Here is a 26823-nt window from a genome sequence, read left to right as displayed (position 1 = left end):
TGACTGATCGGATGAGTATGCCCTCGACACTCAGCAGCGCGTCTGAGCGCTCACACCACCGACCGTATGAACATGTCATGGAGTTCGTCACTTCAGCGCGTCCTTTGGGCTTGGTTGCATCGACGCCACCAATTAAAGAGACTGTGACTTCTTTCCCGCGGCACCACGCCGCAGCGGTCGCCAGCCACGCGCATCTGCAGAGGGCCAGAAACCTTACGGGGTAACGGCCCTGGCCATTATACCCCGATGGCTGACCGTATCGCTGCTTCATATCCAGCTGCGGAGCTCTCGTACGTATAGTTCCGCACAATCTCTCTGCTATATTCTGACATCGCACTCCACAGCTGGACATCGCCCAATACTCTAGCCGCTGCCTCCACCCACAGGTGGGTATCCTTCGGGAGGACATAACCATTTTCGCCATGCTTTACCAACTCTCGAGCCGCCCCGGCTTCGGGCGATGCGAGCACCGGAAGACCAGCTGCACACGCTTCGTTCACGACGAGTCCCCAAGGGTCCCAATTCGTTGGGAAGAGAAACAAACGACTGCGTTGAAACCAAAGTGCGACCTCGCCCACTTGAACAAAGCCTGGTCTCGTAACCTCAATCATTGGCGTTTCGTCAGCCATCGCATCCACTGCCTCTGCGAGGGGCCCACTTCCGAGAACCAAGATTTTCACTCTCCGATTGAGCTTTTCTGCCACGCCAGCAGAGACGGCCAATGCGAAGAGGGGATCCTTCACTTCAGCAAGCCGTCCACAGAACAGAAAATCGAACTCGCGGTTTCCCACGCGGGCGCCGACAAAAGCATCATTATCGACCGATAGCGGTGCCTTAAATAGCAGATTGCCATCAACACCCCAAGATTTGAATAGGCGCAAACTACTGTCACTCGGACCGATGTAGGCTTTCGTTCGAACGCTCACCGCCCACCGTATTGCACGGTGTACAGCAGACAATCGAGCCTCCGACTGATAATCGCCGTCGGTATTGGAAATGTGTCGCGCGCCACGCAATAAGCAATAGAGGAAAGCCAATAAGTGCGTCGGGTTGTATCCACCGGTGATCACCACGTCCGGTCGGAGGAGACGTAATTCCCTCCAGACTCCCGTCGCAAAATGGATGTACCGCCCACGCCAATTAACCACGCGCTCATCAATGAAGATCTCCGACAAGCCGGACGGACTCTGCACCCATTCTCGATCAGGTTCGCTGTGGCTGCAGTAGATGAGTGTGAGATTTATGTCCGGTCGCTCTGAGAGTCGCTGGAATACTGGGGTCTTGTAAGGCGTTGGCATGTTGAGGACAAATGCCACATTTATCATGATCATCCTTCGGTCAGATTATCATCGAAGCAATCAATGGCCAGCCGCTTGATCCGTAGCGGACCGCCAGACAAGCTGCAGCGTGTTAAGATGCCAAAACCTCAGACCATCGCTTTGTGTAGGTGTCCGCGGAAAAATGCCGATCAAACTCATCAAGTGCACACTGACCCAAACTTTCGAGTAGCTCGGGCGCCGATAACAGTCCCTCAATGGAACGCAACATATCCTGATTCGACCCGACCTTGACCAAAGCGCCAGTCTTTCCATCTATGATCAAGTCAACAATCCCCCCGATGCCAAACGCCACGACGGGCGTCCCGGAGGCGAAGGCCTCAATGATAGTCAGCGGCTGGGCCTCGACAAGTTGACTCGGGAAAATCAGCAGAGTCGAGTTCTGCAAATACTTCCACTTTTCAGGGCCGTGAACTGGTCCGGCAAAGTTGAATCTATCCGCAAAACCCGCGTCATGTACCATTTTCTCCAACTGAGGAATTTGACCATTATCCGATGGAGCTCCCACGATATCAAAAACAACATCAAGGTATTTGGATGCCAGAGCTATCGCAATATCAAGGAAAACGTCAATGCCTTTGCCCGAGATAAGGTTAGAGAGAAAAGTTATATGTCGCGGATTTGTCGAACGAACAATCGGAAACCCCGGGACGTCTCTTGGCGTATTGGCGATAAACCACACCGAATCTTGGGCCACCCAAGGGGAAATATCATTATATAGAGATTGGCTAAGGCAAACTGTTTTTGACGCAGTGGTCAGCAGCCGTCGCGTCATCCACGAAAAGAGCACATTTCTTTCGGCAAGACCCTTGTAGCCCTGGGTGTGAATGTAATTAACGGTCTTGACGCCCGCGAGTCGGAGTATTTCAGAAAGGAACCAGTCCACGACAAACGACATTGATCGCGTTGTGCAAAAAAACACCACAGTTCGGGGGCGCTTAGAAAGCAGGGCTCCTATCAAACGGTTCGCCAAACCGAATGCCGAAAGGATCTTCCGCGGCGTGAACTTGCCGACCGCGTTTATGCTGGCACTGAACCTTCGATCAACCAGCGTCCATTCGATTTCAAGTTCGCCAAGGCTCCTCAGGAAAACCTCGGTCATGACCGTAGATCCATGAACGGGGGGAGGTAACTGACTAATGACCAGGAGATGGTCACCCCCGCCGGGAACGATCCGAGGCATCTTGTTCACGACTTTCCCCCGACTGCATTCCGTACTACGGAAACGATAAAATTGACGTTACCAAAAAGATACCGCTTCCACAGGCGCCGCGGTTCTTTGATGAGTCGGTGAAGCCATTCCAGCCCCATCTTTCGAACCCACTGCGGTGCAGCCACGAGCGTTCCCGCCGAGAAATCAAACGCCGCCCCGATCGCCACGGCGACCACCGGCATTCGCTCAGCTAATCGTTTAGCCTCAAAATCCTGCTTGGGAGTTCCAAGACCAACCCAAACGATCTCTGCTCCGGACTCAAGAACGCGACGATCCTGCTCCGCATATTCCGCCTGCGACAAAGCACGAAAAGGCGGGCTTTCTTTCCCTACAATGCTGAGTCCACCGTAACGCACGATTAGGGCAGCTTCCAATGCTTCCAAGACCGCCGGAGTGGACCCGAGTAGAAAATGCTTGACACCGTATACCAGCCCCTCGCCCATTACATTTTCAAATAGATCCGGTCCGCGAACCTGTTGAAGGGCAGGGTCATGACCCAACGCGTTGGATACCACGGAAATTGGCTTGCCATCAGCAAAATTTATCGCATCTCCACTCAAAACGGACTGGAAGTAGGCATCGTTTTCCGCTAATGAAACGGTGTATGCGTTCGCCAAGTGGATATGAAATCCGCGTCCTAACCCATGAACGGATTTCGCAAGTTTCGAAACAAACAAAGCCGCCTCAGCTGGACCCATGACCATGAAGCTCAAGGAGCCGACAGTTCGGCGCTCACCGTTCAGTTCCTCTTCGTGTTCTTGCTTGTACCTACTCATGACTATCCCCATTCGTTGACTCTTGGAGCCATCCGTCAAAAGCGCGATTGTGGATTCAAAGAGAAGAAGACCGGACCCCGGCTTTCAGGCCGGCTCCAGCGAAGGTATGCCGTGTTGACAGAGCACAACTGGCCTACCGCAACTCAATCGCACCACCGAGTATAGGCCTCTGCTAAGACCCCTGGACGACACGACGCCCACGGTGAAACAATGCCGCCCCGAATAGATATCAGCGCTACCATGTTGTCGAACCTAGCTTGGCAACGCAATCCGGTCTGCACCGGTGGCAGCCAGCAACAGACGACTCTTAACTTCACATCATGGGGGCATTATGACCAAGCGCGCGCTTATCACTGGGATAACAGGTCAGGATGGGTCTTATCTTGCCGAACTCTTGTTGGCTAAGGGCTACGAAGTACATGGCCTTATCCGGCGAGCATCAACCTTCAATACGGCACGGATAGACCACTTGTATGTGGACCCGCACGACGCCAAAGCGAAACTCTTTCTCCACTATGGTGACCTCAGCGATGGCGCACGCCTTGTGACCCTGCTTGCCCAAATCCGACCCGACGAGGTCTATAACCTCGCTGCGCAGTCGCACGTCCGGGTCTCCTTCGACGAGCCTGAACACACTGGAGACACGACCGGTATCGGCACCATTCGCCTGCTCGAGGCGGTCCGAATGTCTGGTATCGAAACGAAGTTCTACCAGGCGTCTTCCTCGGAAATGTTCGGCGCCACGCCCCCTCCGCAGAACGAAGAGACTCCGTTTTATCCTCGTTCCCCTTACGGCGCGGCAAAAGTGTACAGCTACTGGGTGACAAAGAACTACCGTGAGGCCTATGGGATGTTTGCCGTCAACGGCATTCTTTTCAACCACGAATCGCCCCGCCGCGGAGAAACCTTCGTAACCCGGAAGATCACCAGGGCTGTGGCAGCCATCAAGGCTGGCAAACAGGATACCCTCTTCATGGGCAACCTTGACGCCGTACGCGACTGGGGATACGCAGCCGAGTATGTGGAGGGAATGTGGCGCATGCTCCAAGTTGACGAACCCGACGACTTTGTTCTGGCAACGGGAGGTAACTACACCGTCCGTGACTTCCTCCAAATCTCATTTGAACACGTTGGCCTGAATTGGGAAGACCACGTGCGATTTGACGAGCGCTATCTGCGCCCAACCGAAGTCGACGCACTGGTGGGTGATGCTTCGAAGGCACAGGAGAAACTTGGTTGGAAGGCAAAGGTCCACACCCCAGAACTGGCTCGAATCATGGTGGACGCCGATATCGAGGCTTTGAAACACGCGGGCAACGATTGGATCGACGGAGTCGACCTCGACAGTTGGAAGAACTGATGTCCGAGCCCATCTCATTCACGCCGGGCAACCTCGACCGTGACTCGACCTTCTATGTAGCTGGGCATCGCGGCTTGGTGGGATCTGCTATTTGGCGCAAGCTGGAAACCGAAGGTTTCAACCAGCTAGTGGGCAAGTCGTCAGCTGAGCTGGACCTCAAGGACCGGGACGCAGTCTTCGAATTCTTTGCGAGGAACGAGCCCCGCTACGTTATCTTGGCTGCAGCGAAAGTGGGCGGTATTCTCGCCAACAACACCTATCCGGTGGACTTCCTCAGCGACAATTTGCGGATCCAGGTGAATGTTCTGGACGCGGCCCGCGAGCACAACGTCGAACGGCTCCTCTTCCTTGGGTCATCCTGTATCTATCCGAAATTCGCAGAACAACCAATTCGCGAAGATTCCCTACTCACGGGCCACCTTGAACCGACCAATGACGCCTACGCGATCGCGAAAATCGCAGGCATCATGCAGGTGCAGGCGGTTCGCCGGCAGTATGGACTCCCATGGATATCAGCTATGCCCACCAACCTCTATGGGCCTGGCGACAATTTCTCGCCTGAAGGTTCACACGTTCTGCCTGCGCTGATTCGTCGCTACGACGAGGCGGCCAGGTTCAATACCCCCGTGGTCACAAACTGGGGCACCGGGTCGCCAAGGCGTGAATTCCTACACGTTGACGACATGGCCGCCGCTTGCCTTCATCTACTGGAGAATTACGACGCCCCTGAACAGGTGAATGTCGGAACCGGGACCGACGTGACTATCAAGGAACTGGCCGAGATTGTGGCAAAGTCCGTCGGTTTCTCCGGCGCCATCGAATGGGACACTTCAAAGCCTGACGGCACGCCACGAAAACTACTGGACGTTTCCAAGCTCTCCAAAGCTGGATGGTCTGCTTCCATTGGTCTAGAAGATGGAATCAAGGCCACGGTGGACTGGTACAGGTCAAATCTGGCTGAAATCCGTAACTGAGAAGTCCAAGCGGCGCTCAAGTTGAAATGGGGGACTCTTTGAGTCAAGAGGCAAACTGGAGGGCGCGGACTTCGCGTACCCTCCGAATAGTTGACGCCTTGGTGATCGTCTGGGCTGTTGCTGGGGCCTACAGCATCCGGTTCGGACTGGACTCGGGCGTTTCAATTTCTGGACAAGATTATGTTTCATTGTCGATAATCCTGGCCGTTACGTGGTGGCTCATGCTTGGGGCTTGGAACACCAGACAGAGCCGCATCCTGGGCTCCGGACCTGACGAGTACAAGCGGGTAGCAGCTGCTTCCCTTTGGCTATTTGGTCTCGTTGCCATCTTCTCCTACGTCTTCCGGGTAGACACCGCCCGCGGATACGTCGGGATTGCCCTGCCTGCAGGCCTTGGAGGTCTCCTTCTAGCGCGTTGGCTACTTCGGCAGCACCTCAGCATCCACAGGCAGAAAGGCCGGCGCATGTCGCGACTTCTGCTACTGGGCAGTCCTGGGGCAGTCGTCCACCTCGCTGAGACCCTGGTCCGCGAGAAGCACGCCGGTTACACTCCCATCGGCGCTTACACCACAGGCGACTCCTCCCTCTCTCAAGAGCTTGCCAACATCGGGCTTCCGGTACTTGGGCATGAGCCCACGACCCACGCGATCCTTAACGCGATCGAACGGTGCGCGGCTGATGCCGTCGCCGTCACAGTTGGGATGCAACTCAATCCGAGAACACTACGCCAGCTTGGTTGGGAATTGGCCGACCGCAACATCGCGCTCATTCTGGCACCCGCCCTCACCGACGTTGCCGGACCACGCATCCACACACAACAGGTGGCCGGACTTCCGCTGATCCACGTCACCACGCCTAGTCTTGAGGCCGGTCAACGCGTCGCGAAACGGTTGTTCGATGTGGCAGTCTCGGCTGGCCTGATTGTTCTGTCTTCACCACTGTTGACAATGCTGGCGCTAATGGTGAAGCTCGACAGTCCTGGTCCGATCCTCTTCCGGCAAGAACGCGTCGGGTTCGAGGGCGCACCCTTCAAGATGCTCAAATTCCGCACCATGGTGGCTGACGCAGAGGCAAGGCTCGCTGAGCTTGCTCACCGGAATGAAGGGAACGGAGTTCTCTTCAAAATCAGGAACGATCCACGCGTAACTCGCACAGGGGGTTTCCTTCGCAGGTATAGCCTGGACGAGCTTCCACAGCTGTTCAATGTTCTGTTTGGTTCCATGAGCCTGGTAGGCCCGAGGCCTCCCCTGCCCCGGGAGGTTGAGGCCTACGAACGGGATGTACGGCGGCGGCTTTTGGTGAAGCCAGGTGTGACCGGTCTGTGGCAGGTCAGCGGACGATCCAATCTCTCTTGGCAAGACTCCGTCCGTTTGGACCTCTACTACGTGGAAAATTGGTCATTGGCAGGGGATCTCATCATTCTGCTTCGCACCGCCAGGGCCGTCCTCGACGGCCATGGAGCTTACTAATCACCTGTGATGCAGGAACGACCCTCTGGGGGAAGGCACCACAATGCGCATTTCAGTAATCGGCTGCGGCTACCTCGGGGCTGTACATGCTGCCTGCATGGCCAAGCTTGGCCATGAGGTGGTTGGGATCGACGTGAACGAGCAGAAGGTCATCGCACTTTCCGCAGCCCGTGCCCCGTTCTTTGAGCCCGGTTTGGACGAACTCCTCCAAGACGTCCAAGAAACAGGCCGACTGTCATTCACTCTTGACATGGCCGAGTCTGCGGGAAGCAGCGTCCACTTCATTTGCGTGGGGACGCCCCAGAAGGTTGGCGAAAATGGTGCGGACCTCAGCCATGTGGATGCCGCTATGAATGCGCTCCTTCCCTACATTGCCCCAGGCGATGTAGTGGTCGGAAAGTCCACCGTCCCGGTCGGAACTGCCACCCGTCTGCTCAGAATCCTCGCCCAACATGAACCCGAAGCCCACCTCGTATGGAATCCTGAGTTCCTGCGCGAAGGCCACGCCGTCACAGACACCCTTTCCCCAGACCGTTTGGTCTATGGCGTCGCGGACGGTTCGGAGGATCACACCGCGGTGTCGGTTTTGGACGAGGTCTACGCTGCCCCCCTCTCCGCGGGCACCCCCCGTTTGGTCACCGATCATCCGACTGCCGAACTGGTCAAAGCCGCAGCCAACTCGTTCCTGGCTACCAAGATCTCCTTCATCAATGCCATGGCCGAGGTGTGCGAGGCGGCAGGTGCAGACGTCACCCGACTGGCCGATGCCATCGGAATGGACGACAGAATCGGACGCAAATTCCTCGATGCCGGAATCGGTTTTGGCGGTGGATGCCTCCCCAAGGACATCCGGGCATTTATGGCCAGGGCGGGGGAACTCGGAGCGGATCAAGCCTTGACTTTCCTGCGGGAAGTGGACTCGATCAATATGCGGCGCCGCACCCGGGTTGTGGAGCTCTGCCGCGAACTTTGCGGGGGAAGCTTGCTGGGACACCGCATCACGGTGCTCGGTGCCGCATTCAAACCCGAAAGCGACGACGTTCGAGACTCGCCTGCGCTCAGCATCGCCGTCCAGCTTCAACTTCAGGGGGCCGTTGTGACAGTCACCGACCCGAAGGCCTTGGAAAACGCGGCCAGGCGATTCCCTGAACTGCGGTATGAGGCGGACCTGGATACGGCAATGGCCGGAGCGGACACACTACTCCTGCTCACCGAATGGCAGCAATACAAAGAGCTCGACCCCTTTGAAGTAAGCAGCGGTGTTTCCGGGCTCCGGATCTTGGACGGACGAAACGTCCTTGACGCTGCCAAATGGCGTGCCGCCGGTTGGCAGTACCGCGGACTCGGAAGGCCCTAAGCGTGAAACACACCCAACAATCCAAGATCATCCCGCAAGAATCAGAGTCGCGCCTAACCGGCCGGGAAAACCACCTAGGCAATCGACGCCGTCGCCTGCTGACTGCCGGAATATGTATTGCCGCCCTCGCTGTGATCGCCGGAGTTGCGATGCTGTGGCTCGATGCAAAAGCCTCCACTATCAAGACAGAGCTTGAGGCTTCAACCCAGCTGGTGCCTAAGCTCAAGGAAAGCATCCTCCAAAACCGTCCGGGGGATGCTACCTCGGTTGTCGACGAACTCCGACGCCATACCGCCACTGCGCGGGAGGCAGCCTCCGATCCTCTGTGGTCGGTGGCCGCAGCGGCTCCCTGGCTGGGGGCGAACTTCTCCGCGACCGCCGAAATTGCTCGCTCGGCAGACGACCTAGCCACACTTGGAGTCGCCCCTTTGGTGAAGGTCTATGGCTCCCTCAACTGGGACAAGCTAGTGCCAAGCAGTAGCGGCACGGATCTGGAGCCGATCCGCAAGTCGGCCCCCGCGATAGCGTCCGCTGCGCACGCTGTGCGCGCTTCGGCCGAACGTCTGAACGGGATCGACGCTAGCGGTCTGCTCCCTCAGGTTGCCGGACCGCTGACGCAGGCCAAACAACAACTCGGCTCTGTCGTAGATGAGCTGAACACCGCCTCCGATGCCGCGGGACTGGCCCCAGCCATGTTGGGTTCCGACAAGCCACGGCATTATTTGCTCCTTGTCCAGAACAATGCTGAGGCCCGCGCTAGCGGAGGCATACCTGGCGCCCTAGTGGTCCTTACCGCGGACAGGGGCAAACTCAGTCTTTCCGCTGAGTCAAGTGCCAACGAACTCGGCTTGTTCGACCCGCCGGTTTCCGTAGACGACGAGCAACAACGCATTTACAGTTCACGTCTTGGGATGTTCATGCAGGATGTCAACTTCACTCCGGACTTCCCCACCGCCGCCACCACCGCGTTGAAGATGTGGGAGCGGAAAAAAGGCGAACGGCTAGATGGGGCCATCTCGATCGACCCCGTGGCACTTGGTTACATCCTGGACGCAACAGGACCGGTCAGCCTGCAAGACCCGCAGGTGCTGGCGCTGACCGCAGGCAAACTGCCGAACCAGCTCACGGGCAAGAACGTGGTGAAAACTCTACTCTCAGATGTCTACGCCCAAATCCAGCAGCCATCAGCGCAAGACGTCTACTTTGGAATGGTGGCTAAAGAAATCTTCGGCGCCCTTTCCTCCGGCAAGGGCGATGCGAAAAGCCTCCTGGCAGGCGTTGCGAAAGGCGTGGACGAGCACAGAGTTCTCCTGTGGTCGGCGGACACTGGCGAGCAGTCCGTCCTTGGCAAATACCCGCTGAGTGGTTCCATTTCGGGCCCGAGCGTGCCCGCAGCGCAGTTCGGCGCTTACTTCAACGACGGCACCGGCGCTAAAATGGACTACTACGTGACACGCACCGTACAGCTCATCAAGCAGTGCACGGCTGCCGACGGGTACGGAACCGTCAAGGTTCGAATCACCAGCACGAACACCGCTCCGGCCGATGCAGCCATCTCGTTGCCCGCCTACGTCACCGGCGGCGGAGGTTTTGGGGTGCCGGCCGGCACTGCCCAAAGCAACGTGATCGCCTACGGACCTTCCCAGTCGCGTATTGAAACCGCCACCTTGGACGGGAAGATCGTCCCCTTCGGCGCGCAGCAGCACGACGATAGGCCTGTTGGCAGCTTCACCGTGCGTCTGGCACCAGGCCAGAGCAGCACGGTGGAATTCACATTCGGAAAGATCGTGCAGCACAGCCAGCCGGAACTAGTGGCGACGCCAACCATTCAATCCGTAGACAAAGTGGTTCTTCCCACGGAGTCAGAAAACTGCGGCGCTGCCGGATAGACAGCAGGTTAACCCTTTGTAACAGCTTTGGATTTACTTTGCGGTAAGCAGCCTTATGATGGTAGCTTTCTGTCTGGGGTGGGTCACAGATTTCAGTTCACGTGCTCGTGGTGAATGGAATCACGTCATCACAATGAATTGCGTATCAACTCTCAAGCACGAATCAAGGTCTCAGGGGGACAAATTGAAGAAATCACTTGCAGTGCTCGCGCTTGCCAGCACCATCGCTCTTGGCGCTTCGGCACCAGCCATGGCCGTGGATTACCCGGCACCGGGCTCGGGCGAGCAGGGACAGGTTGACAATGGCAACGTTGAAAACGGCCAACAGTTCAACTTTTCCGGCGGCGGATTCCAGCCGAATGAAGGCATCAACGTCCAAGTTGAGCAGACGGGCGGACCTCAGGCAAGCGGTGGAGGCGTCTCCGGCCGAGTCGGCGCAGCAGTACCTGCCAAGATCACCTTGGCAGTGCAGACATTCGCAACGAAAGCCAACAGCAGCGGCAGGTTCTCGCTGCCGCTGACTCTCAACGCAACCGGAACCTTCACCCTTACAGCGACCGGCGTTACCTCCGGGCACAAGGTCACTGCAGTGGTGACAGTCAAGGCTGCCGCGGCTTCGGGCGCGGGCCTGTCCAACACCGGTGGTACCGGCCTGGCTAACACCGGCGTCGACTCCAGCCTGGTTCTGTGGGGCTTGGTTGGCGCTGGCGCGCTCGCAGCCGGCACCGTCTCCGTCGTGGTGGCCCGCCGCCGCGCAAAGAACGAAACCGCAGCAACAGCCTAAACGCTAATCAATAGGAGGGGTTGTTTCCGGTGATCCGGAAACAACCCCTCCTTGTTTGCGCATACGGTAATTTATGAACATGGGGAGACATTGGCGACGCCGCAAGCGGCTGAGCTTCAGGGTGGAGTTGCCAGTGATTCCACGAATTCCAGCGATTCCGAGTCAGGCCTGGCCGATCATTTTTCTGATCCTGCTGACCGCGGTTTCCTTCGGTGTGGCTGCTTTTGCACTCATGCGGCACACATGATTATGACTCTCGTGTTAACTTGTAAAACACAGGTGTCACGCGCGCCTGCCTGCTAGTGAAAGAGCAATACCTTTGGAATCGCCCCAACCCATTCGGTTACTGACCGTTTGCACCGGCAACATCTGCCGCTCTCCCGTAGCCGAACGATTGCTTCAGGCAGGCCTGGACCAGGTCCTCCCCGGCGGCTTCGCAGTCCGCAGTGCCGGCACCCGCGCCATGGTGGGTAGCCCCATCCAGCCGCTGTCAGCGGACATCATCCGCACCTACGGCGGAACACCCGACGACTTTGCCGCGCGCCAGCTCACCTCAAAAATCCTGAGGGAATCGGACCTGGTACTCACCATGGCGGCCCACCACCGCGGGGAAGTTCTGCAGCTGGACGCCTCCCTGCTCAAACGGACGTTCACCATCCGCGAGTTCGCGCGGATGGTGACGGCCCTTGAAGAACGAGGCGACGCATCGCCGTCGGGCTCTGACTACACCCAACTCTGGCGAGAACTGCCGGCACGGGCATCCTCCGTGCGTCACCTCGTCCTGGCGGCAAATTCCTCGGACAACGACGTCGCCGACCCCTACAAACAGGGTGCAGAGGCATATTTACGGATGGAAGACGAGCTGGCTCCGGCCATCCTCAGGATTCTGCGCTATGCCCGGCTAAGCATGCAGCACTCCTAGCCGAGGAATTCCTTCATCCAGGTTTTGAGGTCTTCGCCGAACTCGGCCCGCTCCGACGCCAGCGTGATGACGGCCTTCAAGTAGCTGAGCTTGTCTCCGGTGTCGTAGCGACGTCCGCGGAAGACGACCCCGTAAACACCCGAACCTTCGCCTTCGCCTTTTGCGAGGGTCTGGAGGGCGTCGGTCAGCTGGATCTCGCCGCCGCGCCCAGGCCCCGTCTCTTCGAGGACATCGAACACGGCCGGGTGCAGGACGTAGCGCCCAATGACAGCCAAGTTTGACGGCGCCTCCTCAACAGAAGGCTTCTCCACAAGGCTGTTGACCCGGACGTATTCCTCCCCCGCGATGGATGTAATGTCGGCGCAGCCGTACGCGCTGATCTGCGACGGCTCCACTTCGATGAGGGCAATCACCGAGCCGCCGGTCTTCGCTTGAACGTCGATCATGGTTGACAGGAGCTCCTCGCTCTCGTCGATCAGGTCGTCGCCCAACAGGACTGCGAAAGGTTCGTCACCCACATGTTGTTTGGCGCAGAGCACGGCATGGCCCAAGCCCTTCGGTTCGCCCTGCCGCACATAGTGGATAGGCCCAAGCCCGGAGGCATGCTGCACGGCGTCCAGGCGAGCTTCGTCGCCTTTCAGCTTCAAAGTGCGTTCGAGATCAGGTGCACGGTCGAAGTGGTCTTCAAGAGCGCGCTTGTTGCGGCCGGTGATCATCAGCACGTCGGTGAGGCCGGCCCTTACGGCCTCCTCAACCACGTATTGGATGGCCGGTTGATCCACCACCGGCAACATTTCCTTCGGCATCGCCTTGGTGGCAGGCAAGAAGCGCGTGCCCAAGCCGGCTGCCGGAATAACTGCTTTTCGAACTAGTTTCCCCATAGACATAGGGCAAATCCTACGAATGGATTTTCAAAAACGCTAATCCCTGATGCAAGATTTCGGCGTGTCCGGTCAGGAAGTCGTCAGCAGCGGGCCTTGCGCACTGGGTCATGCTCCTACGTCCTTCGCGACGGATTCCGAAGCCGATTACGGAAATCCGGTGACAGTTGCTGGACGCCCGGAGTAGTCTTGCGCACAAGTGTCCAGCCGAGACGCAGAAGGCCGGACGGCCCGAGACTGAGCCAAGACCTGAGATCGGGGGGAACTTGGACGGACAGCAGTGGATCTGGGTTGCAGCGGTGCTAATGAGTGCTGCACTGGTAGCCCTTGTTATGGCCTTCGGACGCCGGTGACAAGCCCAGGGTGACCGCAAGCGGTGCGCGAAATATCTGCGTGGATGCTTGCCGCCCGTGGGAACCCGGGCATAGCCTAGGTGTTCGCATCACATCAGATGCAGGACGCATTGTCGTCTACCCGGGGCTGGGGCCGGAACCTGCGCAACATCATCGCGTCGGACTCATCCGTGCCTGCGCTAGGAGCACCCCGTGAACATCAGGACCATTGCCAGAAACGCCATCGCCGCCGTAACAGCCCTATTGATCCTCCTCAGTCTTGCTTTTGCCCCCGCCGCAAATGCGGCGGACCCCTCGGTCAAAGTCCTCGATACTGCAAACACCATCACGGACCCCAACTGGTTCGTGAAGGCCTATCAGGCCGGATTCCGGCTGTATGTCATGCACTCCACCGCATGGGGAACCTGCAACACTTGGTCCCGGACCCAGACCCAGCTGAAAATGGCCCTCGACGCTGGTCTGAAAATCGCTGTATACACGCGGGACCCCAACTGCTGGCAAGGCGGGATCAACGCGGCCGGACCCTACGCGTCCCAGCTCCAGTTCTTTGCTCTTGACGCCGAAACGGGCGGACCTCAAATTACGCGCGCTATGGTCGACGGGGTTAAGGGCATGGGTGTTCGGCCCGTGATCTACTCAGGGTCCGGGATGTGGCCGCAGCTGATGAACAACACCACGGCGTTCTCGGACGTCCCGCTCTGGGACACAAACACCCACAACATCAACTACAACAGGTGGACGGCCAACTACCTCTCCCCGCCCCCGGTCCAATACGGAGGCTGGAATACGCCAACCACGATGCGCATCGGCGTCCAGCAGAAATTCAACCAAAGCCTCAACGGGGTCGTGGTCGACCTGGACTCCTTCGACGCGACCTTTCTGAACTGAAAGGGAACAGCGGACAGCCGTGTTCGCACGCCTTCATTTCGCATGCTTCACGACGATGAACGGGCCTTGCGCACCGGGTGCTCGCTCAGGATAGACAGGCGATTGAAGGCGTTGATGCCGATGCACGCCATGCACAGCACGCCGATCTGTTCCTCGTCGGCCAGCTGCTTACCCATGCTCCCAGGCGAAGCACGCCGACTCACAGAGAGCAGTCTGCGAACCACTCAATTTGCTCAGCTTTGGTACTCAATTATTCAGATTTGGTACTCAATTCTGCGGAATCCAGACCAAAGGTGGAAACGGCTGGTTAGGATCAGCACAGGACCGGCGCCGATCCTAATTCAAAGAGGAACAGTGCAACTCATCGCGTCGCAGTTATTCCAGAACATTTGGATCCTACGGCAGGCAAAGCATCGATGGCCCTCGGCGGGTCGTGTTCGCGCGCATTGGTCAATCGCCGAGTGAAAGTAGGGGTCAATTCATGGCGGCAAACAGAACCTTCATGTTACCGATGTTGGCGGCTCCTGCGTGCTTCGCATTCGCAGCAGTCGGAGGAAGGTTCGCGATAGTCGGCTGGATCGGCGGACTACTGATGCTGGTGGCGGCTATGTTCCTACGAACCCGTGAGTGGAAATCGGAAGAACAGGATGACTCAAATGAAGATCGCGGGTAGCTCTCAAGTTTTTAGTGGCCGCCCCCACCGAGAAGCGTGGCAAGCCCTCCGCGCCCTGAAAAAATCAAAAAGATTGCACTAATCCTGGCAGTCAGCGCAGGTTTGGTGTTCGCCGGGCTAGCCCCTGCCAGCGCCGCGGAACCCCCGGTCACATCACCATCTATCTCAGAGTCACCAGCAGGAGCCGCCAGACCGGAGCTGCGAGAACCGGCAGGAAAGTACTACTCCTTCTGCATCAGTATGGGGGTATCCCACAATTGGACCAACAACCGCCCGAGCACTTGTCCCAGGTACCTTCATGTCTACATCGGAGGCAAGCAGGTCGCAAACCTGAACATCGGCGCAAGCACTGCGAGCTTCACCTGGACCTGCGCTGCGGGTGTGGGCCTGAACATGGTCCTTGTATTGGCCCCAGGTGGGGCGGTGGTTGGCTGGGCCTTGGCCGGTACGCTGTCGAGCATCGGGCTCACCCTCGCCGGTTGTGCCGGCTGGTAGTGTGCTTCCTTCCAAGAACTCACATCCGAAAGGTGGCCCGATGGCCAACAAGATTCCGAATCCTTGGATAAGCGCTTCGTTCTTTGCCTATGCAATCCTGTTCGCCTCATGGCAGCCCTTTGTCTGGTGGCGGCCTGTCGCATCAGTTCTGTTCTTGTGCCTCGGATGCTGGGGCCTTTACCTGTGGTGGCGCACTAGGCGGAAGAATTCAGGCACCGAGCCTCCACGAGGCTGAGGGGAATCCTGCGACCCTCTTCACGACGACGAACGGGCCTTGCGCACCGGGTGCTCGCTCAGGATGGACAGGCGGTTGAAGGCGTTGATGCCGATGCATGCCATGCAGAGTACGCTGATCTGCTCTTCGGTGTAGACCTTCCGCGCCCGGGAAAACAGCTCGGGGGTCGGACGGGCGGTGCTCATCCGCGTGATCTGTTCGGCCAGTTCAAGCGCCACCTGTTCGGCCTCGTCGAAGAGCCCCACCTCGCCATGCACGGACACCAGGGAAAGCCGCTGCTCAGTCTCTCCGTAGCCGACGGCCCTACGGTGATGCAGATCCAAGCAGAAGGCGCAGCCATTGATCTGAGAAGCCCTGTAGTTCAACAACTCTAGGGTGCGACGCGGGATCCCGGTCCTGTCCGCTTCCGCAGTGACCTGACCCGCATAGTCGGACAGGGCCTGATAAAGCCCAGGCTGTTGCTTGTCCAGGTAGCCAGCGAGTTTCGGTGTATTTTCGCTCATTCGCCGAGCCTATCGGAGGAACCTTCCTGCTCCCTGGAGACCGCTGGGCCATTTCGCCCCGCTATTTCACGCAGGCGATCGCACCGCCCTGGAGGGCCCCGGTGGAATCCTCGTAGACGTTGCTTGCGGGTGCCGACGGAGTGGCTGGTGCTGCAGCACCTGAGGCGCGTGGCGCTTCGGGTGCGGGTGCCGCAGGCGAGGTGGCCGCCGTCGTCGGGGTCGCCGTCGTCGTCGGTGCGGGAGCGGGCGGGACCGGGGTGAGGAGTTCCTTCACGGTTGCCTGCACCTGGTTGATGTCCACGGTGTTGATGGACGCGCCATCCGGGGACCAGCCGAAGCCTGTGATCGGCAGTGTGGAAAAGGAGATGTTGCCCCCGGTCAGCGACGTGGCCTGCTGGGCGAGCTGGATCAGGTTCAATTCAGAATCCACCACGATGTTCTTGCTCACCGCATCCAGGACACCCTGCATTTTCCCGATATCAGTGAAGGTGCCGGCGTCTTTGAGCTGGTGGGAGACCGAGGCGATGAAGGCCTGCTGCCGGCGTTCGCGGTCCAGGTCCGAGAAAAGGTACGTCGGATCGGTGGTGTCCCGGCGCTGCCGCACGAAGGCCATTGCTTGCTTGGCGTCGATCTGCTGCATGCCCGCTTTGAAGTCGGCCCCCGAGAAGGTGTCCTGGGTGGCCCGGTTCACGCACACCGTGATGGGCGCGATGGCCTGGGCCGTCTGATAGAACGCGGCCATGGTGACTTCGAGGAAGTGGTCAATGTGGACGCTGCCCAGGAACTTGGTCACGGTAGCTATTTCGGCTTTGCGCCCGGCGTCGCGCGCCGCCTGGTAGGTCGTGTCGTCGTCGGGCCTTCCCGCATTGATCAGGGAGGTCTTCTCCGCCGCGAAACCGTAGCCGTACGCCTCCTTGATCTTCGCTTTGAAGGGGCCGCTACCGGGTATGCCGTCCACTTGGACGTAGTCATCCCGGGGAATCGAGATCCCCACGGCTTTGGAACCGTCCGCCGGGATATGGATGAGCATCAGGACATTTGAGTTGTAGCCGCCGATATTCTCATCCCCCGCGTGCAAGGCGTCATACATCTCCGGAGGAAGAGGCTTGCCCTTCTCATCAACTCTTGTGTCCAGGCCCATGATCAGGATGTTCGTGTCCTGGCTCAGCTTCGGCACAGCTTGGGGAAGTGTTTTCAGATCCTTGAGGACATCCGAGCGGTGGACGTTGTTGTTGACTGCCACCGCCGTCGCGCCCACATAGGTGAGCGCGACGGCGACCGCCAGCGCCAAAGTTGCGGCGACCGCCGTCGCCGAGATCAGGATGACGGACTTGCGCCGGGACTTGGGGCGCATATGGCGAGGACCTTGAGAGCTTGTGCGGTGCCCATCATTCATGAAATTCTCCTGTCCCCGCCGCGGTTGGCGTGGTGGCTGGGTCCGCGGCGCGACCAGCGGGTAAGCAGATTGTAATCGGCCATCCGCGTAATGGCCTCGATGACGCGGAAACCATCAGGCGCCAAAGGCTAGCTGGACCACCCGGACGATGACCAGGATCATCGCGATCAGGAGGTACGTTCGCAGAACCGTCAGCCCGATCCGGTACCCGGTGGACAGTTTGGGTGCGGTGAGCAGGGCAATCGGGGGCATGCGCCAGGTCGACCGCTGTGACCGGTCGACTGCATCGGGGCTAGGCGCTGCGGGATGGATTCCGCGGTAGACCAGGAACACAACCCCCGCGACGGCGGAGAGACCTGCACCCCCGATGAGGATGCCCAGGATGGCCTCCGAGCCCATGTCAGGAAACAACACCCCGGCGGTAAGCACCAAGGAAAGGATGACCAGGACCGCGATCACAGCCGAGGTGAAGAAGTTCATGAACCGACCGTTCACCCAGGGTCCCAGCACTTGCTTGTCATTGCAGAGCAGCAGCAGGAACACCGTGGCCGAGGGAAGCAGGACCCCGGCCAGCACCTGGACCCCGACCGTCAGCAAACCCAAAGGGCTGCCCGGGATCAGGACAACAATGGCCGAGAGGAGCAGGACTCCAGCGAACACTGCATAGAAGCCTTTGGCGTCGGACACTTTCCGGTGCAGGGAGTGCTTGAGCCCCAAAACGTCACCGAGGGCGTAGGAGGTGGACAGCCCGACGGCGGCGGCCCCGATAATCGAGGCATCGATCAGTGCCAGCGCAAACAAGACCCCAGCAACCTTTCCGACGTGCTGTTCCAGGCCGACGGCGACACCGCCTGCGTCGGTGAAGTTGCCGAACTGCGGGGTGCCGGCAAATGTCGCCGCGGTAAAGGAAATGATCGCCGCTGCACCCACGATGACGATGGTGATTCCCAGCCAGAGATCGGCCTTCTCGTACTTCAGGAAGCGGGGAGTGATGCGCTTGTCAATGATGTACGACTGCTGGAAGAAGAGCTGCCATGGCGCCACGGTGGTTCCGACGATGCCGATGATCAGCAACGTCACCGTGGACAGGTCCGCGCCTTTGGGCATCCCGGGCACGACAAAGTCGTGGGCGACTTGTCCGACGTCGGGATGGACCATGAAGATGATCGGCACCAGCAGCAGGGACCCGGCTACCAGGGTCAGGCAGACGCGCTCGAAGCGCTTGAAGGAGCCGGTGCTCGCGGCGCCCACGATCACCGCCGTGGCCAGGAGAATTCCCGGGATCTTGGGGATGCCCAGGTAATCCAGGCCCAGGCTGATGCCGATGAACTCGGTGACGATCGTCAGCGCATTGAGGATGAACAGGTCGATGACGCTGAACGCGCCCCAGAATTTGCCGAAGCGCTCAAGGATCAGGCGGGCATGTCCCACGCCGGAGACGACGCCCAGGCGCAGCACCATTTCCTGGTTCACGTACAGCACCGGGACCAGCAGCAGCAGAGTCCAGAGGAGCGACGTGCCATAGTTCTGTCCGGCCTCGGTGTAGGTGCCGAAAGCGCCGGCGTCGTTGTCGCCGACCATGACGATCAGCCCGGGTCCGATGATCGCCAGCAGGGTCTTGAGGCGTGCTTTGATGCCCGAGCGCGGCTTTTCGTCATCGACGCGGATGGTGCCGAACGCACCTTTGATGTCGCCGATGTGGGCTGTGTCGAGGGCTGCGGAGGGCGCTAGCAGGGTCTTGGTTTCGGTCATGATGTACCGGCCTTCTGCCCGGAAACGGGCACAAAAAAGTCATGGATAAGCCTCGCCGGGGCACGTGGCATGGGCGGGCGTTTTTGCGTGAGTGTTGTTGCCTAAAGGGGGCACCTTAGGTGCCGAGTGGATCAGGCTCCGGCGTGCCGGACTGAATCAGCGCAAGGTTTCAGGAGGCTGAAGCGGTGTCCGGAAAACGGGACGGGAGACTGGGTTTATGACCATCGTTCATGATGGAACCGTCACCTCCTGCTGCTGTTGGATGCGCCGCGGGGAGGGCAGGTATAGATGCCTGCGCATGCCCCTCCTCGTAAGACCTTTGGCACTTCGCGGCGTGAACCCGGACTGTATCCAGGAGCCAATCGGGACCACCCCTTAATGCCGGGGCGGCCTGTCCTGACCCGGGGCGTCTCTCGACGTTGGGGGTCGCTGGCATGTTTCCGCGAAGGAGCCTCAGCTAACGAACGGCACCTTGCTCAATATATATACCTCATTTTATCCGTATGAAACAATATAAGCATGGATGCAGATAACGCTGTGTGCGGCCGGGAGCCTGACAGTCAGTACGTCGAGCTGGCCGTAGAGGTCTTTGCGATGCTCGCCGACGCCACCCGGGTCCGCATCATTCTTGCACTGCGCGACGGCGAAATGCCCGTCAACCAGCTGGCGGAACTGGTCCACAAATCCCAGGCAGCAGTATCCCAGCATCTGGCCAAATTGCGCCTCGGGCGCGTTGTCACCACGAGGCAAGCCGGAACCCGCGTGTACTACCGCCTCGCGAACGAGCACGTCCGCCAGCTCGTTACCGATGCGATCTTCCAGGCCGAACACTCCCTAGAGGGAACCCCGCGCCACCACCACGCCGACATCACTGACTAACTCGAGCCGGACGCCCGCAATGGCGAGCCGCACCGCCGTCGTGGTTTCCCCTAGCGGCGCATGAGCAGCACCGCGATCGCGGTCCCGATGCACACTGCGACGGCGAGGACCCCAGGGCCGGTCACGGCCTGACCACGCCACCCCTCCCATGGTGCGGCAGTCGGCAAAAGCAGCACCGCAGCGAACGCGGCCAGCACGAGGACCGCAATGTTGACCGCAACGCGCATCCGACGTCCCAATGGCTCCGGTTTCCCGCGCTTCTGCCGGTCGGTGCGGCGCCGCCAGTCCTCGGCGATTAGCTGCGGTACCCGCCTCACGTACGCGAAGACGTGCACTGCGATGGTGGCGAGCCAGAACAAGAAGCTGACAACGTGCACCCGGACCAGGAACTCCGGGGCCGGGCCGGTGACGGCCAAGGCGATGCCGCTGCCGATGAGCGCGAGCGTCGAGGCGACAAGTATCGGTGCCATCACGCCCAGAAGCAGCCGGGGCGGACCCTTGCGGCAGTAGGCGGGATCCCGCGTGTAGTAGCGGATGAATCGCCAGCCGGTGCTGGCCGTCTTGGCCACGACGGGGCCAGCACCACGGCCCCTGTCAATGCGGTCAGGCGCTCGTTGCCGACGACGCCGGAGCGGACATTGCGTGCTCTTTCTGTCACGCCTTGATGTCCTGGCGGGGGAATACGACGGCGGTCACCACAACGAAGCCGACCATCCAAAGCAGTGCTGCTCCCAGGGCCGCCGGATAACCTTGGAGAGGCGTCGGCCCCACCAACGGCACGGTGGTCCCCACAATGGTGTTGAACACCCGGCCCGGGAACCACTGGCTGACCTGCGGCAAAACCACCGCGATGATGCCTTCAACCACCAAGACGTAGGCCAGGGCAATCCCGACGGCGGCCGCGACCGAACGGGTGAGCACGGCGATGACCATGCCCAGGGCGCCCACCCCGATGAGGCACAGCACCTCATTGCCCAGGAACGCCAGGAAGACCTGCAGCCCGTCAGGCGACGTCCAGGCATCCGTCTGAATCCCCTGTCCTTGAGCAACCACAAGGATGAATGTGCCGCTGATGAGCAGGGTCAGCAGCATCGAGAGCACCACAAAAAGCATCAGCGCGAGCATTTTGCCCGCCAGCCACCTCAGGCGGCGCGGCTCACAGACCAACAGGTTGCGCAGCGTCCCTTGGGACCATTCCGCGGCGAGATTGGCGGTCACCATCACCAGCGCGATGGCAATGATCACGGAACGGGCCTGGCCAATGATGGAGACCAATCCCTGAGGTGTGGGAAACGCGGCAATGAGGCTGGTCATCTCACGGCCGGTGGCTCCGGATGCGATCTGGTGGAACGTCAGATAAGCAATAAAGGTGCTCACCACCAGCATCGCCCCCGCGACCGCCAGAACACTCCAGCGGCGGAACTTGAGCAGTTCGCTGCGAAACGCACGGATCACGGAAATCATGACGGGTCTCCTTTCAGCAGTGCCAGGAAGAGCTGCTCGAGGCTGGCCTCCCTTACTCGGATGGCCAGGTCCGGCGCGCCGGCTTCCCTGGCCATCCGGTTCAACGTGTCGGCAAAACCGGCAGGACAGGCGATGCGCAAGACCTGGTCCTCCCTCGTAACCGTGTAGCTGGCCTCGCCCGCGATCCGGGCCACCAGATCCAACTGGACAGCGTTCCGGGCTTCGACCACTACTTCGACGCGTTGAGCCAACAGCTCCCGGGCCGGCCCGCAGAACAGGGCCTTCCCCTGATTGAGCATGATCAGCCAGTCCGTGAGGTGTTCCAACTCGCCGAGCAAATGGCTGCTGAGCAGGATGGTTTTCCCCTGGCCGGCCAAACGGCGGAGCATCTCGCGCATCTCGATGATGCCCAGCGGATCAAGGCCATTGGCTGGCTCGTCGAGAATGAGCAGCTCCGGATCGGGCAGCAGGGCCATCGCCACCCCAAGGCGCTGCTTCATGCCCAGCGAATACGTTCCCGCCCGGTCACGCGCCCGATCGGAGAGTCCCACCACCTCCAGCAATTCGTTCACGCGGGAATCGGGGTGGCCTCCGAGGCGGGCGAGCACCTCCAGATTGGTCCGGCCGGAGAGGCCCGGATAGAACGCCGGCGCTTCCACGAGTGCCCCGACGCGCGGCAGGTAGCGCTCGAATTCAGTGAGAGGGTGGCCCAGTACCGTAGCGCTGCCCGCATCCGGCCGCACCAGCCCCAGGAGCAGGCGAAGGGTGGTGGTCTTGCCTGCCCCATTGGGACCGATAAAGCCCGCGATGGCTCCCGCAGGCACGCGCATTGTCAAGCCATCGACGGCGGAATGCCTGCCAAAGTGCTTGCTCAGGCCATGTGTTTCAATGGCGAAAGCTCCTGCGGGATCAGAGGAGGCGGACATAAGTAAGAATGTATCTTGAGGTAGCGGAGGGAAGCGTGATGGAAACGAAACCAGCTGAAACAACCCTGCTCGACCGGACATTTCGCGTGAGCCTCATCTTGAAGGGCCTGGACGGCGTCCTGGAACTGATCGGCGGCATCCTGCTTTTGGTGGTCACGCCGAAACAAATCGGAGATCTGGTCCGGTTCCTCACCCAGCACGAACTCGCCCAGGATCCGCACGATTTCCTGGCGAACAGCCTGGTGCACCTGAGCTCCAACCTCTCAGGTTCGGCGACGCTGTTCGGCGCGATCTACCTACTCCTCCACGGGCTGGTCAAAATCGTCTTGGTCTGGGCCGTCCTGAAGGACAAGCTCTGGGCCTACCCGTGGATGATCGCCTTCCTGCTGGTCTTCATCGTTTACCAGGGCTACCGGATCGTCGTCGCCTTCTCCTGGGGTCTTGTCCTTTTGACGGCCTTCGACATCTTCATTGTCTGGATCACCGCGCGTGAGTACCGGCTGCACAAGGCCCGGAATCAACGGGCTTCCGCTACGGCTCCGCGGGGAGGCTGAGGGCACGACCTGTTGAAAACCGGCGCCCGCTTCTCCCGGAACGCCCGGAAACCCTTCGACGTAGTCCTCGGTCTTGCAGAGCCGGACCCGGGGACGCTCACGGTCGCGACACACTGCGCCGATGAGCGCGCAGGGCCTGGAAGATTTCGATGAGCACGTGGACCGCATGGTATCCCACCACCACGGCAATGATCGCCGCGACGACAGGATCAAGCCAGTACAGGCCCTTCGTCACGTAGATACCGGCCACGGCGACTCCGGCCGCAGCCGCTGCAGCATCGGCCAGGTAGTCCGCGCCCTCCGCGAGCACGCCCAACGAATTCGCCGAGACTCCCACAACAAGCAGCCCGGCCACCAGCATCAGGTTCAAGATCAGGACGACGCTCAGCCGACGAGTACGAGTCACCCCTTCAGGGTAACCATTCGAGACGGCGGCTCCTTGGAGACCGGCGAGGCTGTGGCCCGTCAAGGTGCCCAGGATCGACCGCTGATCCCCGCTGAGGGAGTTCGATGCATAACGCGTACATCAGCTGTCCCGAAAGTTTTTACTAATTTTCGACGGGAGGGGCTTCTTGAGCCCATTACTGTCAGACCCCCGTGACAGGGTTTAGTCATGGAAGGCATCGGTCAACTCGTGGCACGTCGGGCAGCCCCGCCCGATGGCGGGGTCACGCCGCTGGGACGTCTTTCCCGCCGCCTGAAGCCCGTCGCTGCCCGGCATGCCGAGCTGCAAAGCCGGGCCGCCGCCGCGCCGTCCCCCGCGGGTGGCCTTGATCTGGCGGTGGCGGCGATGGATGCGCTGCGTTCAGCCGCCGTCTCCGACGCCCGCTCGTTCGGTTTCCCCCACGCCGCTGATTTCGCCGGCAAGATCGAAGAGATCTCCCGGACGGTGGAGTTTCTGCAGCTCGTCGCGGCCCAGGCTGTGGAACGGACGCGCAGCGAAGCGCAAGCGGCACGGCGGCCATCCCCGGCGCCGGGATGGCGGACCGGCTGGACCGAGCCCGCGGAAACGGCGCCTGTCCTGGTGGCCGCGGCCGGCACGGAAATCCGGGAGGTCCCTGACGTCCCGGTCCCGGCTTCTGCCGCCAGCCTTACGGACGCAGCCGACGCGGTCGACGACGGGTACCGGAACGCGGCCGAATTCCTGCGGGCCAGGCTGCGGATCAGCATCGGCGAGGCCAGGCGCCGGCTTGTCCTGGCCTCCGGCGTGCTCCCGCAAACAGGGATCGCCGGACAGGACGTCCCCGCACGCCACGAACTCCTCGCCGAAGCCCTTTCCACGGCAGCCGTGCCGTCCCGATCGGCCACGATCATCAGCATGGCCCTGGACCAGGTGCGACACATCGCCGACGCGGACACCGCCCACCAGATGGAACACTCCCTCACCCGCACCGCAGTTGAGAGCGACCCCGATTTCGTGTCCCGGATGGCCAAACGCTGGGTCGACGCGATCGACCAGGACGGATCCGAACCCGGCGAGGAAGAACTCCGCCACCGCCAAGGAGCGTTCATCCGCAAACCCCGCCGCGGACTGCACCACCTGGAAATCTTCGCCACCGCGGAACAATTTGAAACCCTCGCCACCGCCATGAACACCGCCGCCAACCCCCGCCTGCAGCACGACCCCGACGACTCACCGGATCCGGATCCAACCGGCACCACCGGCGGCCCCGCAGGGCTTTCCGGGCACGACGGCGTCGCCCGCCCGACGCTGGATCGACGCTCGCGTCCGCAGAAGCTGCTCGACGGGCTCGTCGGCGCCTGCGGGGTGGCCCTGACCACCGGCGAGCTGCCTGCCAACGGTGGTCTCCGGCCGCAGGTGATGGTGACCATCGACTACCGCGACCTGCTCGAACGCCTCGAACACGAATCCCCCGCCGCTCCAAGCCCCCGCCCGAGCAGCGGTGCGTCCACGTTCCAGGGCCCGGTCCACCCCGCGGTCATCCGCAAGATCGCCTGCGACGCGGACATCATCCCCGTCCTGCTCGGCAGCGATAGCCGCGTCCTGGACATCGGCCGCACCACCCGCATCTTCCCGCCCCACATCCGCAAAGCCATCATCGCCCGCGACCAAGGCTGCGCCTTCCCCGACTGCACCATCCCCGCCCCCTGGTGCGAAGCCCACCACATCACCTACTGGTCCAACGGCGGCACCACGGGAACCGACAACGGCACCCTGCTATGCAGCCACCACCACCACGTCATCCACAAAGAACACTGGACCATCACCCTGGACACCGGCACGGCATGGTTCAACCCACCACCCCACCTCGACCCCCGCCAAACACCCCGACGCAACCACCACTTCCGACCCACCCGGACATAAGCCTGCCCGACAGGAAACGTGCCTGAACACGACAGGATGATCCCACCGCTTAAGCGGGCGTCCCGCCGTCGACGTCTGCCATCGCCTGTTCGCGGACGGCCGCCATCCTTTGGACGACGGTGACCGCCGTGGCGGCGGCGAGCATGACAAGGGTCACCAGCAAGACGCCGACCACGGTAACGGCGTCGGCCGAGACACCATCCGTCGCGACTACGCCACCAAGCCAAGGCGCTGAAATACGCCCATCTCACGGAACTCCAGACCGTTTGAATCATTAAAAGCAAGAATGATGGGGCCCACTGCCGCCGAGCGGCCTATGAACCCACGGGCTTCATTCGCATCCTGCGCAGCGCGGCTACCGCGAACACGACGGCTAGCGGCAAGGCGACGACGAGGGCGCTCAGCCACGCCCCCGTGCCTTGCCAGCCTTGGACGGCAGCGTTGAGGGCCTGGACGCCGGTCGCCGCTGCGGCGAGCAGGAAAGCCGCTGCCGCGAGCGACGGCGCGAGGCCTGCCGGGAGCGCGGCTTCTCGGGGCAGGAGGCGCCATACGAGCAGGAGAACAAGGCCCAGCACCCCGAGGGCCACACGGTATTCGACCACCTCGCCCCAGTGGTGCTCGGCGGCGGCCCGGGAACAATCGAGGCCAGCGTAGGGGGCCTGCAGGACCGCGCACCTGGCGGCCGTATACGCGACGCCGGGGAGATCACCGGCCACGAAGCCCGCGCCCCAGATCCGGCCGAACAGCTCCGATATGGCCCCGCTCACGCCGACGGCGATCGCGCCAACAGCCGCGAGGCCTACCAAGGGGCGCACGAACACGCGCAATGGCAGGCGGGCGACGTCGCGAAGGGCCGGACGCAGGACCGGCGTCACGGTGCCCACCGGCCCGAAGCGGCGGACAGCCTCGCGCTCGGCGTCCTCCGGGTCCAGGCCCTGACCGCGGAGCCGGGCGGCGCATTCGCGCAGATGCGCCTCGGTCTCCGCGAGGAGCCTGCGTGCCGCAGCGGGATCGCCGTCACGCGCGGCCACGAACAGCTCGTCGAGGTATGCGTCGATGGGCATCTCTTCGGCCCCGGCGCCACTCCCCGCGTTCACGACGCCGCCCCAAGAACGCCCTGAACCGCCGCCGAGAAGCCTTTCCATTCCTCCACCATGCGGGCAAGCTCGGCGTGCCCGGCCCCGGTGAGCGCATAGACGCGCCGGCGGCCACCGGCGTCGTCCGCCCAGCGGCTCGAGACGCATCCCGCCGCCTCGAGCTTGTGCAACGCGGGGTAGACCGAGCCCTCCTGAAGCTCGAGCCGCGCTCCGCTGCGCTCGTGAACGCGCGCGATGAGTGCGTAGCCATGTGCCTCGCCCGCACCGAGCGAGCCAAGCAGCAGAAGGTCAAGCTGTCCGTTCACTGAACTTCGTCCCAT

The 26823-nt window shown here is 60.9% G+C and carries 27 protein-coding genes and 1 riboswitch; of the genes, 12 read left to right on the top strand and 15 right to left on the bottom strand.

Annotated features, from left to right (window positions below; genetic code table 11):
* Positions 1-236: 236 nt before the first annotated feature.
* From ACSVHC_RS15110 to ACSVHC_RS15100, 3 genes are all read right to left on the bottom strand, one after another.
* Positions 237-1325 carry a glycosyltransferase family 4 protein gene (locus ACSVHC_RS15110; RefSeq protein ID WP_437771232.1) on the bottom strand — a complete coding sequence of 363 codons (1089 nt, stop codon included), beginning with the start codon at positions 1323-1325 and terminating at the stop codon, positions 237-239.
* Positions 1326-1410: 85 nt separating this feature from the next.
* Positions 1411-2439: a glycosyltransferase family 4 protein gene (locus tag ACSVHC_RS15105; protein ID WP_437771233.1), complete on the bottom strand. Its 1029-nt coding sequence runs from the start codon at positions 2437-2439 to the stop codon at positions 1411-1413.
* Positions 2440-2525: 86 nt separating this feature from the next.
* Positions 2526-3326, bottom strand: a complete 801-nt coding sequence (locus ACSVHC_RS15100; protein WP_437771234.1) for a WecB/TagA/CpsF family glycosyltransferase — start codon at positions 3324-3326, stop codon at positions 2526-2528.
* A gap of 331 nt (positions 3327-3657) precedes the next feature.
* Between ACSVHC_RS15100 and gmd the strand changes: the two genes are divergently transcribed.
* From gmd to ACSVHC_RS15065, 7 genes are all read left to right on the top strand, one after another.
* Positions 3658-4686: a GDP-mannose 4,6-dehydratase gene (gmd, locus tag ACSVHC_RS15095; protein WP_437771235.1), complete on the top strand. Its 1029-nt coding sequence runs from the start codon at positions 3658-3660 to the stop codon at positions 4684-4686.
* Positions 4686-5660, top strand: a complete 975-nt coding sequence (locus ACSVHC_RS15090) for a GDP-L-fucose synthase family protein (protein ID WP_437771236.1) — start codon at positions 4686-4688, stop codon at positions 5658-5660. The genes gmd and ACSVHC_RS15090 overlap by 1 nt, the downstream gene beginning before the upstream one ends.
* A gap of 38 nt (positions 5661-5698) precedes the next feature.
* On the top strand, positions 5699-7129 hold the full coding sequence (locus ACSVHC_RS15085; protein WP_439181068.1) for a sugar transferase: 1431 nt from the start codon (positions 5699-5701) through the stop codon (positions 7127-7129).
* Positions 7130-7172: 43 nt separating this feature from the next.
* Complete coding sequence (locus ACSVHC_RS15080) at positions 7173-8486, top strand: UDP-glucose dehydrogenase family protein (RefSeq protein ID WP_437771238.1); 1314 nt, start codon at positions 7173-7175, stop codon at positions 8484-8486.
* Between the two features lie 2 nt (positions 8487-8488).
* Entirely contained in the window at positions 8489-10375 is a 1887-nt protein-coding gene (locus ACSVHC_RS15075; RefSeq protein ID WP_437771239.1) for a DUF4012 domain-containing protein, read from the top strand.
* 184 nt (positions 10376-10559) lie between these two features.
* Entirely contained in the window at positions 10560-11159 is a 600-nt protein-coding gene (locus ACSVHC_RS15070) for an LPXTG cell wall anchor domain-containing protein (RefSeq protein ID WP_437771240.1), read from the top strand.
* A gap of 319 nt (positions 11160-11478) precedes the next feature.
* A complete protein-coding gene (locus ACSVHC_RS15065) occupies positions 11479-12081 on the top strand; it encodes an arsenate reductase/protein-tyrosine-phosphatase family protein (RefSeq protein ID WP_437771241.1) in 603 nt (200 codons plus the stop codon).
* On the opposite strand, the gene galU is transcribed toward ACSVHC_RS15065, so the two are convergent.
* Positions 12078-12968, bottom strand: a complete 891-nt coding sequence (gene galU, locus ACSVHC_RS15060) for a UTP--glucose-1-phosphate uridylyltransferase GalU (RefSeq protein WP_437771242.1) — start codon at positions 12966-12968, stop codon at positions 12078-12080. The genes ACSVHC_RS15065 and galU overlap by 4 nt on opposite strands.
* A gap of 539 nt (positions 12969-13507) precedes the next feature.
* Between galU and ACSVHC_RS15055 the strand changes: the two genes are divergently transcribed.
* Positions 13508-14203, top strand: coding sequence for a glycoside hydrolase family 25 domain-containing protein (locus ACSVHC_RS15055; protein ID WP_437771243.1), 696 nt, complete (start codon positions 13508-13510; stop codon positions 14201-14203).
* Positions 14204-14250: 47 nt separating this feature from the next.
* Here the strand turns inward: ACSVHC_RS15055 and ACSVHC_RS15050 are convergent, their stop codons facing one another.
* Complete coding sequence (locus tag ACSVHC_RS15050; RefSeq protein WP_437771244.1) at positions 14251-14379, bottom strand: hypothetical protein; 129 nt, start codon at positions 14377-14379, stop codon at positions 14251-14253.
* Positions 14380-15116: 737 nt separating this feature from the next.
* On the opposite strand from ACSVHC_RS15050, the gene ACSVHC_RS15045 reads away from it, so the two are divergent.
* Positions 15117-15371 (top strand): hypothetical protein, encoded by a 255-nt coding sequence (locus tag ACSVHC_RS15045; RefSeq protein ID WP_439181067.1) that lies wholly within the window; start codon positions 15117-15119, stop codon positions 15369-15371.
* 255 nt (positions 15372-15626) lie between these two features.
* Here the strand turns inward: ACSVHC_RS15045 and ACSVHC_RS15040 are convergent, their stop codons facing one another.
* The 3 genes from ACSVHC_RS15040 to ACSVHC_RS15030 form a co-directional block, all read right to left on the bottom strand.
* Positions 15627-16109 carry a carboxymuconolactone decarboxylase family protein gene (locus ACSVHC_RS15040; protein ID WP_437771245.1) on the bottom strand — a complete coding sequence of 161 codons (483 nt, stop codon included), beginning with the start codon at positions 16107-16109 and terminating at the stop codon, positions 15627-15629.
* 61 nt (positions 16110-16170) lie between these two features.
* Positions 16171-17463: an LCP family protein gene (locus ACSVHC_RS15035; protein WP_437771246.1), complete on the bottom strand. Its 1293-nt coding sequence runs from the start codon at positions 17461-17463 to the stop codon at positions 16171-16173.
* Positions 17464-17619: 156 nt separating this feature from the next.
* Positions 17620-19257, bottom strand: coding sequence for an NRAMP family divalent metal transporter (locus ACSVHC_RS15030; protein ID WP_439181066.1), 1638 nt, complete (start codon positions 19255-19257; stop codon positions 17620-17622).
* Between the two features lie 297 nt (positions 19258-19554).
* Positions 19555-19729, bottom strand: a riboswitch (M-box (ykoK) riboswitch).
* Between the two features lie 47 nt (positions 19730-19776).
* On the opposite strand from ACSVHC_RS15030, the gene ACSVHC_RS15025 reads away from it, so the two are divergent.
* Positions 19777-20136: an ArsR/SmtB family transcription factor gene (locus ACSVHC_RS15025; protein WP_437771248.1), complete on the top strand. Its 360-nt coding sequence runs from the start codon at positions 19777-19779 to the stop codon at positions 20134-20136.
* A 50-nt stretch (positions 20137-20186) separates the two neighbouring features.
* Here the strand turns inward: ACSVHC_RS15025 and ACSVHC_RS15020 are convergent, their stop codons facing one another.
* From ACSVHC_RS15020 to ACSVHC_RS15010, 3 genes are all read right to left on the bottom strand, one after another.
* Complete coding sequence (locus ACSVHC_RS15020) at positions 20187-20705, bottom strand: hypothetical protein (RefSeq protein WP_439181065.1); 519 nt, start codon at positions 20703-20705, stop codon at positions 20187-20189.
* 85 nt (positions 20706-20790) lie between these two features.
* Positions 20791-21600 carry an ABC transporter permease gene (locus tag ACSVHC_RS15015; RefSeq protein WP_437771250.1) on the bottom strand — a complete coding sequence of 270 codons (810 nt, stop codon included), beginning with the start codon at positions 21598-21600 and terminating at the stop codon, positions 20791-20793.
* Entirely contained in the window at positions 21597-22526 is a 930-nt protein-coding gene (locus ACSVHC_RS15010) for an ABC transporter ATP-binding protein (RefSeq protein WP_439181064.1), read from the bottom strand. Before ACSVHC_RS15010 ends, ACSVHC_RS15015 begins: the two co-directional genes overlap by 4 nt.
* A 38-nt stretch (positions 22527-22564) precedes the next feature.
* Here ACSVHC_RS15010 and ACSVHC_RS15005 point away from each other — a divergent pair, with 38 nt between their 5' ends.
* The gene (locus tag ACSVHC_RS15005) at positions 22565-23080 is read left to right on the top strand and encodes a DUF2127 domain-containing protein (RefSeq protein WP_437771252.1); all 516 of its coding nucleotides are present in this window, start codon (positions 22565-22567) and stop codon (positions 23078-23080) included.
* 97 nt (positions 23081-23177) lie between these two features.
* On the opposite strand, the gene ACSVHC_RS15000 is transcribed toward ACSVHC_RS15005, so the two are convergent.
* Positions 23178-23486 carry a hypothetical protein gene (locus tag ACSVHC_RS15000; protein ID WP_437771253.1) on the bottom strand — a complete coding sequence of 103 codons (309 nt, stop codon included), beginning with the start codon at positions 23484-23486 and terminating at the stop codon, positions 23178-23180.
* Positions 23487-23693: 207 nt separating this feature from the next.
* Between ACSVHC_RS15000 and ACSVHC_RS14995 the strand changes: the two genes are divergently transcribed.
* Positions 23694-25406 (top strand): DUF222 domain-containing protein, encoded by a 1713-nt coding sequence (locus ACSVHC_RS14995; protein WP_437771254.1) that lies wholly within the window; start codon positions 23694-23696, stop codon positions 25404-25406.
* 49 nt (positions 25407-25455) lie between these two features.
* Here the strand turns inward: ACSVHC_RS14995 and ACSVHC_RS14990 are convergent, their stop codons facing one another.
* The 3 genes from ACSVHC_RS14990 to ACSVHC_RS14980 all read right to left on the bottom strand — a co-directional run bounded on the left by ACSVHC_RS14990 (position 25456) and on the right by ACSVHC_RS14980 (position 26823).
* Positions 25456-25581: a hypothetical protein gene (locus tag ACSVHC_RS14990; RefSeq protein ID WP_437771255.1), complete on the bottom strand. Its 126-nt coding sequence runs from the start codon at positions 25579-25581 to the stop codon at positions 25456-25458.
* A 139-nt stretch (positions 25582-25720) separates the two neighbouring features.
* Complete coding sequence (locus tag ACSVHC_RS14985) at positions 25721-26503, bottom strand: permease prefix domain 1-containing protein (protein ID WP_437771256.1); 783 nt, start codon at positions 26501-26503, stop codon at positions 25721-25723.
* Entirely contained in the window at positions 26500-26823 is a 324-nt protein-coding gene (locus ACSVHC_RS14980) for a PadR family transcriptional regulator (RefSeq protein ID WP_437771257.1), read from the bottom strand. Before ACSVHC_RS14980 ends, ACSVHC_RS14985 begins: the two co-directional genes overlap by 4 nt.

This window comes from Arthrobacter sp. KNU-44 (assembly GCF_051843155.1).
Classification (GTDB): domain Bacteria; phylum Actinomycetota; class Actinomycetes; order Actinomycetales; family Micrococcaceae; genus Arthrobacter.
This window is presented reverse-complemented; position numbering and strand designations above follow the sequence as displayed.

Bases quoted from the DNA above. Each gene is read 5' to 3' on its own strand.
- ACSVHC_RS15040 (WP_437771245.1), bottom strand. From the start codon at position 16,109: ATGAGCGAAAATACACCGAAACTCGCTGGCTACCTGGACAAGCAACAG.
- ACSVHC_RS14995 (WP_437771254.1), top strand. From the start codon at position 23,694: ATGGAAGGCATCGGTCAACTCGTGGCACGTCGGGCAGCCCCGCCCGAT.
- ACSVHC_RS15005 (WP_437771252.1), top strand. From the start codon at position 22,565: ATGGAAACGAAACCAGCTGAAACAACCCTGCTCGACCGGACATTTCGC.
- ACSVHC_RS15050 (WP_437771244.1), bottom strand. From the start codon at position 14,379: ATGGGTAAGCAGCTGGCCGACGAGGAACAGATCGGCGTGCTGTGCATG.
- ACSVHC_RS15010 (WP_439181064.1), bottom strand. From the start codon at position 22,526: ATGTCCGCCTCCTCTGATCCCGCAGGAGCTTTCGCCATTGAAACACAT.
- gmd (WP_437771235.1), top strand. From the start codon at position 3,658: ATGACCAAGCGCGCGCTTATCACTGGGATAACAGGTCAGGATGGGTCT.
- ACSVHC_RS15030 (WP_439181066.1), bottom strand. From the start codon at position 19,257: ATGACCGAAACCAAGACCCTGCTAGCGCCCTCCGCAGCCCTCGACACA.
- ACSVHC_RS15100 (WP_437771234.1), bottom strand. From the start codon at position 3,326: ATGAGTAGGTACAAGCAAGAACACGAAGAGGAACTGAACGGTGAGCGC.
- ACSVHC_RS15080 (WP_437771238.1), top strand. From the start codon at position 7,173: ATGCGCATTTCAGTAATCGGCTGCGGCTACCTCGGGGCTGTACATGCT.
- ACSVHC_RS14980 (WP_437771257.1), bottom strand. From the start codon at position 26,823: ATGGGACGAAGTTCAGTGAACGGACAGCTTGACCTTCTGCTGCTTGGC.
- ACSVHC_RS15090 (WP_437771236.1), top strand. From the start codon at position 4,686: ATGTCCGAGCCCATCTCATTCACGCCGGGCAACCTCGACCGTGACTCG.
- galU (WP_437771242.1), bottom strand. From the start codon at position 12,968: ATGTCTATGGGGAAACTAGTTCGAAAAGCAGTTATTCCGGCAGCCGGC.
- ACSVHC_RS15025 (WP_437771248.1), top strand. From the start codon at position 19,777: ATGGATGCAGATAACGCTGTGTGCGGCCGGGAGCCTGACAGTCAGTAC.
- ACSVHC_RS15035 (WP_437771246.1), bottom strand. From the start codon at position 17,463: ATGCGCCCCAAGTCCCGGCGCAAGTCCGTCATCCTGATCTCGGCGACG.
- ACSVHC_RS15015 (WP_437771250.1), bottom strand. From the start codon at position 21,600: ATGATTTCCGTGATCCGTGCGTTTCGCAGCGAACTGCTCAAGTTCCGC.
- ACSVHC_RS15110 (WP_437771232.1), bottom strand. From the start codon at position 1,325: ATGATAAATGTGGCATTTGTCCTCAACATGCCAACGCCTTACAAGACC.
- ACSVHC_RS15045 (WP_439181067.1), top strand. From the start codon at position 15,117: ATGGGGGTATCCCACAATTGGACCAACAACCGCCCGAGCACTTGTCCC.
- ACSVHC_RS15105 (WP_437771233.1), bottom strand. From the start codon at position 2,439: ATGACCGAGGTTTTCCTGAGGAGCCTTGGCGAACTTGAAATCGAATGG.